The following is a 7,512-nucleotide window of genomic DNA, read 5'->3' on the forward strand; positions in this document are numbered from 1 at the left end:
GCGCTCTGCCGATCGGAGACGTCATGCTCGCCCAGAAGATCGCCTTGGAGACATCCGAGAGCGAGGTGCGCAGTGTGGCCCGGAGGTTCGCGCCCAACTGTTTCCATTTCAGACAAGCACGGCCTCTCGGCTAGGCGCGCCCTAGGTAGACCGCAGCGAAACCGCTCCATGCTGATTTCGCGGCAGCTCGGCCGTTGCTTCTCTACTGTCTTTTGGCCTTGCTCATGCCGCTCCTGGCATCCAGTTCATGGAGCTGGGATGCCGCCATAGTAGTCATCGACCGAGCGGGCCATCGCAGGATCCGACCAGTTCCAACTGCTCTCGCTGCTGTACTTTGGCGCGCCCCGCAGTTGGTCCTCGGTAGCGCCTGTGACGTAGCCGCCGAGATTCGTGTCGTACTTCAGTGACTGCCACGGAAGCGGATAGTGATCGTCTCCGATGCCTAGAAAGCCGCCAAATCCCAGGACGGCATAGGCGGTCCTGCCGCTGATTTTATCGATCATCACCCGTTCAATTGAACCGATGCGCTGATTGTCGGCACCATAGACCGCAGTACCTTCGACCTTGTCGCTGCCAATCAGATTTCTTGTCTCGCGCTCTTCGTAGGCCATGTAATTTCCTCCTTCTAAATGCGAATTCAACCAACAGCCCATTCGTGCGTTCCTAGTCCGCCGAAATCTTGCGCGAGGGTGCTCCACTTCGGAAGCCGTACGGCAGGATCGGCTCGTCCGACGTTGTGCATGACTGGCAGCTTGCAGCCACGGTCGATTTTGTTCCGATGCAGGCTGTTGATAACGGGAACAGATGCATGCGGATCACCGAGAAACATGTGCGCGGCATGACCGAGGCCTACCCGTAGTCAAACGCGCGCCGCCTACAGCTCCGCTCACCGGACGAGCGGAGACGCGGGCGTGAGATATTCGGTGACGACCGGGAGGTGGGCAGGTGCGGCGATGAGCCGTCGGTAGTGGGTCTCACAGGCCCGTGCCATCCGGTCTGACGTGAAGCGCTGTTCGAACCGCGCCCGGACCTTGCGCCGGTCTATCCGTGCCAGGTCTTTCACCGCCTGGACCGCCGCCGCTTCGTTCTTGACGATGAAGCCGGTCACTCCTTCGTCGGTAACTTCCGGCACCGGGCCATGACCGGAGTGCCGCACGGCTTCGATCATCGCCACTCCGAAGGGCTCGGGCCAGTTGATAGGAAACAGCAGGGCCGCAGCACCGACAGAAACGGCTGCGTCCCGTGTTCGTCGACTTCACCGATGGCTGGACCTGCGTGCCGTCGATCTCAGGCTCCAGACGTTTCTTATAGTACGCCGTTTCGCCTTTCGGCACCTTCGCTGCGATGCGTAGGGGCATGCCCGCCGCGCGGGCGATCCGGATCGCCTCCTCCGGCCCCTTGTCGGCCGTCAGGCCGTCCGAGGAAGGGGGTTCCTGTTCTTACGATGGCCGAAAGAGGCTCGCCGGCAGCCCCTGACGCACGGGTGCCACACCAGTTGGCTGTCTTCAGTGGTGCGCGCTGGTTGTCCGAGATCGAGACGAAGCATGCGTCCGGGAATTCCCAAACCGCCACGGGAATGCCGGGCAAGTCCAGCCGGCCATCCATCGTGGTGAGGAACGGAATTCCCAAGCGCGTCAGGATCGGCAAATGCAGCCAGTCGATATGAGCGTGGACCACGTCGAACTCCGCGGCCCCTCGCGCGATCGCTTCTAGCCGCACCCCGTCGGCGATGCTCGGGTCCGTGTGTGGCGGCCGAGCCGCAACGCGCGCGGCCCTACAGGATGGCCGCTCGACTCGCCGCTGAATAGCGTGACGTGGTGTCCGAGTTCGACGAGCTCGTCGACAAGTCAGGCAACAACTCTCTCGGTACCGCCATAGAACTTCGTTGGAACGCTTTCGGCCAACGGCGCGATTTGGGCGATCCGCATCGAGGCAGCTTCACTCCGCCTCACTCCGCGGCCGCGCTGCGCGACGCACAAGATGGCGAGCGACGCAGATCACGACGAGGAATGTCCCGGCCGAGACCTCGATGGGCCGGTACGGAAGTGCGGCACGCGCGACGGTAAATCTCATCGGCACCTCGAGCTGCTCGGACCAACTTGTGCCTGTGAGCGTGGTTCCTAAAACCCGCCGCGCGTGCCGAGAGGTGGCACCGGCAAACGGGTCGAGGTCGCTCGGCGGCGTCCACGCAATCGACCTACCTACCGTTCAGCGAGACACTGATGCGCGTTACGATGTCGTCCCAGGCATGCTCTTCCCTCGCCGGGTAGTTGATCAGGATGCAGTGAACCAATCCGCCCGAGAAGTTGCAGCGATCGTACCAGACCTTGTCGCCCTTGTAGCTCGACACCGCGAAAAACCGGGGCGTCACTCGCTTGTACTGAATGCGTGCGGGCGGATGCTTTTTCGCGAGAAAAGCGGCGGGCGAGTCGTTCGAGACGTTAGGTACGGCCTGTATCGTGAGGTCGGCTCGGCCGTCAGCGGTTCGAAAACGCTGTCCGTAGCCGTCCGGACGGCCCGCTTCTTCGGCAAAGATCGAGACGGGCAAATCGACCGAGGTGCCGGTCTGGGGGATGGAGTAGGTCGCCCATCTCACGGGCTCCGCCGAGAGCATGGACGTCGAGACAGCGAGCCCAAGAACGAGCCCCAGCACTGTGGATTTCATCGCCTCTCCTCCGTCGCCCAGCGAGGCACGCGCAATGCTCGTTCACATCCTTCGGTCACTGGGAAAAAGCGGCAAGGCGAACTACGTTCCAAGCGCGAAGGCGACCAGCAGAGGCTTTCGGCTTCCACGGCGGCCCCGTTTTCGCTTTTCGTCTTCAGACCGCCCGGATCGACGTTTTCTCCAACGAGAACACGGTCGATGCGATCGGCTAGGTCTCGGCCGGCGGTTTCAGCGGGCTGGCGGCCCACCTTCGGGCCGCGTCGTCGTGCAGCGGATCGCCGCCGCAACGGGGGCAGACATACTGCTCGCGTTCCGCCGTCTCGTCGTGGACGAGCCTCATCGGCCTCCCGCAGACCGGGCACGGCTTCCGGATCGGATGTAGCACCGACATTTCTGGATTCCCCGCCGGCGTCCAGCTTAGTTCTTGATCGCGCACGGACACAAGAGGTTCCTGCCAATGGTGTCCGTAGCTCGTGATCTGTCGCCTGTTTGTAGCTCGTGAAGTGTTTCGACGGAGCAAAGAGGACCTAACCGGCAGTATCCGTGGCATGACCATCTCGGCGGAACCGTCCACGCCTTCCGGCTCCGCTCCACCTCCACAACGCAGCGACAGATCACGAGCTACAAAAGTAGACATCTTCACCCGCTACGGACAGTGATTCCTGCCAATGGTACGGCAGTCGCGCAAAGGCCCTCCACATCGCAGCCCGCCGCGCACGTATTTTTCCGATGCCAGCCCCTCTCCGCGGGCCGCTCCTAGCTGGCGTGCCGCCGGCAAGCGACAGGATCATGCCGCCAAAACGGATCGTTGCTTTCCATGGACCGACTCCTGCTTCGCTTCATGTCCGTCACACCGAGATACCCGGTATGGGTGCGGTATCTTTTGAGCCTGGGGTTGGTTGGCCTGGCCTTCGTGGCGAACCTTCTGCTGGACGACCAGTTGAGGCAATATCCTCTGATACTTTTCATCCCGGCCATTTTCCTCGCATCAGTCATCTTCGATCGCGGCTCGGGGTTTCTGGCCACCGGCGCGAGTGCGGCACTGGCCGCGCGATACTTCATACCGCCGTCCCCTGGTGCCGCGATCCTGCCGCTCCTGGTTTTCCTGGCGAGCGGACTGTGCATTGCCGCGGTAACGGAAGCTTTGCGCACGACGCTGGAGAAGCACTCGGAGGCGAAGGCGTACGCGGACGTTCTAATGATGGAGCTTGCACACCGGACCAGGAACGACCTCGCGACGATCATCTCGATCCTGCGGCTGCAGGCGCGCTCGGACTCCAATCCCGCCGTGCAGGCGGCGATCACGTCCGCCCTGACTCGGATCGAGGTGGTCGCGAACGTCCATGACAGGCTGCGCGACACGGCGGTCAACAGCACGGTCGATCTCGCGTCCTATCTGGAGGCATTGTGCGGGAGCCTCTCTGACTTTCACCGTGGCGTGCGCCCGATTGCGATAAGGGGTGTCCTGCGAGGAGATCGCCGTGAAGAGCTCACAGGCGGCATCGGTCGGCCTGATCGTCCACGCCGAAGTCAGTTCTGCAACACAGCGCAAAATGCCCTGAAACTTCCGTCGCTTCCCTCCGTTGACTCCTTGGCCTTCGCCCTCAGGCTTTGGCTCTTGTATCCTGTTGCGTCGGAGTCTCCGGTGTCCGCGTCGCGGCCGTACTGGAAGGGCTATCTGAAGCTGTCCTTCGTCTCCTGTCCGATCGCGCTCTATCCCGCGATCTCGGCGGCAGAGCGCGTCTCCTTCCGTCAGGTCAACCGGCGAACGGGTCATCGCCTCAAACATAAGCTCGTCGATTCCATCACCGGCGAAGCCGTGGACGCCGCCGAGATGGCGCGCGGCTATGAGGTCGGCGAGAACGAGTTCCTGCTAGTCGAGGACCGGGACCTTGAGCACGCGCGGAGCGAGCGCCCCGCCCCGGTGGGGGCCGTGGAACTTGCTGCGCCCCGCCGTGAAAGCCCGCCAATCGCGCCCGCCGGCGTTCAGAACCATACCCGTGAAGGGAGCGCCGGCGACTATGATGATGAAGCCGGGGAGCTCGAGGAAGCGGCCCCTATCCCGCGGCCGCAGAACACGCGCACAATCGAAATTGAGCACTTCGTTCCCGCCGGGCAGATCGATGCGGGATATTTCGAGAAGCCGTACTACATCGTGCCGCGCGAGGAGATCGGACCGGAAGCGTTCGCGGTGATCCGCGATGCGATGAGTCGGGAAGCCGTTGTCGGCCTCGCCCGCGTTGTGCTGTCCTCGCGTGAGCGGGTGTTTTTGGTCGAGCCAACGGGTGGCGGCTTTCGCGGTATAGCACTGCGCTTTGCACACGAGCTCCGGAACGCGTCCGAATATTTCAGCGAGATTCCGGAGGTGAAGCTGCCTTCCGAGATGATGACGCTCGCACAGCACATCATCCGCTCGAAGTCGACCGATTTCGATCCCGCTCTGCTGGAGGATCACTACCGCAGCGCGCTCCGGCGGATCCTGCGCAAGAAACAGGCGAGGCGCCCCGCGCAGCCGTCTCCCATCAAGCCGTCGCCCGAAAACATCGTCAACCTTATGGATGCGCTCCGGCGCAGCATCGACGCCGGACGCCCGGCAAAGCCCGAACGGCGCGGCGCTGGGAAGCCGGCCGCGGCGAGGCGAGGCGCACGTCACCGGACCACCAGTTAGCCCAGACACATACCGGTTAGCGCTCGCCGGCCCTGCGCCGTCGCGCCGCTCTTAGGACTGAGGCTTTGGAGGAACCCCCTATAATCAGAAAGGTTCATTTTTGGGGGCCGGGATAGGAGGCAATGTGTTGCTGGTGGAGTCACCGGATAACGTCCAGGCGATGGTCGACCCGATGGATGCCGCCGAATCTGCGGGCCTGAGATATGTTTCGGACGAACGGCCCGGTATTCGTCGCAAGAGGGCGGGGACGGGATTCAGCTACACACAGCCCGACGGCACGAGGCTCATCGAGCCTGACGCGCTGGCGCGGATCAGGGCACTTGCGATCCCGCCCGCCTGGACCGACGTGTGGATTTGTCCGTTTGCGGACGGCCATATCCAAGCAACGGGCCGCGACGCAAAGGGACGCAAGCAATACCGCTATCACGCGCGCTTCCGCGAGGTGCGGGAAAGCACGAAGTACGAGCATGTGGCCGCTTTTGCTGAGGCGCTGCCATCCATTCGGGAAACAGTGCGCGAGCACATGGGGCTGCGCGGCCTCTCTCGGGAAAAAGTTCTGGCAACCGTCGTGCATCTCCTGGAGACCACGTTGATCCGCGTCGGGAATGACGACTACGCTAGGCAGAACAACAGCTATGGCCTGACTACATTGAAGAACCGACACGTCAAGATCGAGCGGAACGAGGTGCGTTTCCGCTTCACCGCCAAAAGCGGCAAACAATGGTCGCTACGCCTGCGGGATCGGAGCATCGCCAAGATCATTCGAGCTTGTCAGGAGCTCCCCGGACAAGAGCTGCTTCAGTACGTCGATGAACAGGGCAATTGCCAGGATGTCACATCGACGGACGTGAATGAGTACCTCAAGGAAATTACCGGGAATGACATCACCGCAAAGGATTTCCGGACCTGGGCAGGCACGGTTCTGGCGGCCATGGCGCTCGCCGAGCTAGAGAGCTTCGACAGCGCGGTTCAGGCCAAGCGCAATCTTCGCAGCGCCATCGAGAAAGTCTCCGCGCGGCTCGGCAACACGCCCACGATTTGCAGGAAGTGTTACATCCATCCCGAGGTGCTGAACTCCTACTTGGATGGAAACCTGGTCCTTGAGATCAAGTCACAAGCCGAGAGCGAGCTTCGGAGCCATGTGGAAAGTCTCAAGCCTGCGGAAGCGGCCGTGCTCGCGCTACTGCGCGGCCGGCTCGCCAAAGAGCCAGAGCAACCGGAAAAGGTCGACAAGAAAGGGTCGTCCGGCAAGCCGCTGGCGGCCGCTTGACAATTTAGCACGCGCGGCCCGCCAGGCGCCGCAGCGAGGGCATTTCTCCAGCAGCGTATCGCTTTTGATCATGGCGAATGGCTCCATCAGTCTTTCGGGCCAACTGTCTAACCGGTGGTGTTCCGGCGCCGAGCGAAGGGGCATCCGGAACCGGTGCCTGCGCCAGCCCGTTGAGATTCACCAAGCCGAGATTTATCGGGAGGCGTGGTGCCCAAGGCTGATACGCAAGAGGTGGCGAGATTGCTGCGCGAGTACGCGCAGCGCACCGCCCTGCGCGGCGGCAACCCGTATCGCGCCAAGCCCTACTCGCGGGCGGCGGACAGCCTGGCGGCGCTTGCCATACCGCTCGACCGGCTGATCGCCGAGGACCGGCTTCCTGGCGTCGGAGACGCCATCGCCGACATCATCACCAAGCTTCACCGCACTGGCTCCCACCCGAGTCTCGAGAAGCTCCGGCAGGAAATCCCGGTCGGCGTGCTGGAGCTCCTGAGCGTGCCCGGGCATGGGCCGGACAAAGTGCTGCGGCTCCACAGGGACCTGGGCATCGGCTCCCTCGCCGAACTTGAGGCCGCGGCCAAGGACGACCGCATCCCGGAGAGCCAAACGACGCCGCGCTCCAGACCAAGATCCTGCAGAACCTGGCCATCGCCAAGAGCGGCCACGGCCGCCTTCACATGAATCGCGCAGCCGCCCTGCTGGACCACGCGGTGGCATCGCTACGCAGCGCCCGCCCCGAGCTCAAGCGTGTGACCGTGGCGGGCGATTTCCGGCGCGGCTGTGAGCTCGTCGGCGATTTTTCGATCGTCGCGAAAGCGCCGGTTTCCGAAGGGGCGCCGGCCGCGTCGGAGGCCGGCGGGCTGCAGGTCCGTCTGGCCGACCGCAAGCACTTCGGCGCCGCCTTGCTCTTCG

5 protein-coding genes and 1 pseudogene are annotated in these 7,512 nt (G+C 63.2%); 3 read left to right on the forward strand and 3 right to left on the reverse strand.

Annotated elements, in window-relative coordinates:
• Positions 1-245: 245 nt before the first annotated feature.
• The 3 genes from IVA82_RS18705 to IVA82_RS18715 form a co-directional block, all read right to left on the reverse strand.
• On the reverse strand, positions 246-611 hold the full coding sequence (locus IVA82_RS18705; RefSeq protein WP_247385296.1) for a PRC-barrel domain-containing protein: 366 nt from the start codon (positions 609-611) through the stop codon (positions 246-248).
• Between the two features lie 275 nt (positions 612-886).
• Entirely contained in the window at positions 887-1,168 is a 282-nt protein-coding gene (locus IVA82_RS48985; protein WP_346658733.1) for a hypothetical protein, read from the reverse strand.
• Between the two features lie 1,029 nt (positions 1,169-2,197).
• Positions 2,198-2,665 (reverse strand): hypothetical protein, encoded by a 468-nt coding sequence (locus IVA82_RS18715; RefSeq protein ID WP_247385304.1) that lies wholly within the window; start codon positions 2,663-2,665, stop codon positions 2,198-2,200.
• Positions 2,666-3,482: 817 nt separating this feature from the next.
• On the opposite strand from IVA82_RS18715, the gene IVA82_RS18720 reads away from it, so the two are divergent.
• From IVA82_RS18720 to IVA82_RS18730, 3 genes and pseudogenes are all read left to right on the forward strand, one after another.
• Positions 3,483-5,333 (forward strand): Ku protein, encoded by a 1,851-nt coding sequence (locus IVA82_RS18720; RefSeq protein ID WP_247385305.1) that lies wholly within the window; start codon positions 3,483-3,485, stop codon positions 5,331-5,333.
• Between the two features lie 172 nt (positions 5,334-5,505).
• The gene (locus IVA82_RS18725; protein WP_247493442.1) at positions 5,506-6,603 is read left to right on the forward strand and encodes a DNA topoisomerase IB; all 1,098 of its coding nucleotides are present in this window, start codon (positions 5,506-5,508) and stop codon (positions 6,601-6,603) included.
• A gap of 207 nt (positions 6,604-6,810) precedes the next feature.
• Positions 6,811-7,512: pseudogene (locus IVA82_RS18730) on the forward strand (DNA polymerase/3'-5' exonuclease PolX); the annotation flags it as partial.

It is taken from the genome of Bradyrhizobium sp. 142, from assembly GCF_023074015.1.
In the GTDB taxonomy this organism is placed as follows: Bacteria; Pseudomonadota; Alphaproteobacteria; order Rhizobiales; family Xanthobacteraceae; genus Bradyrhizobium.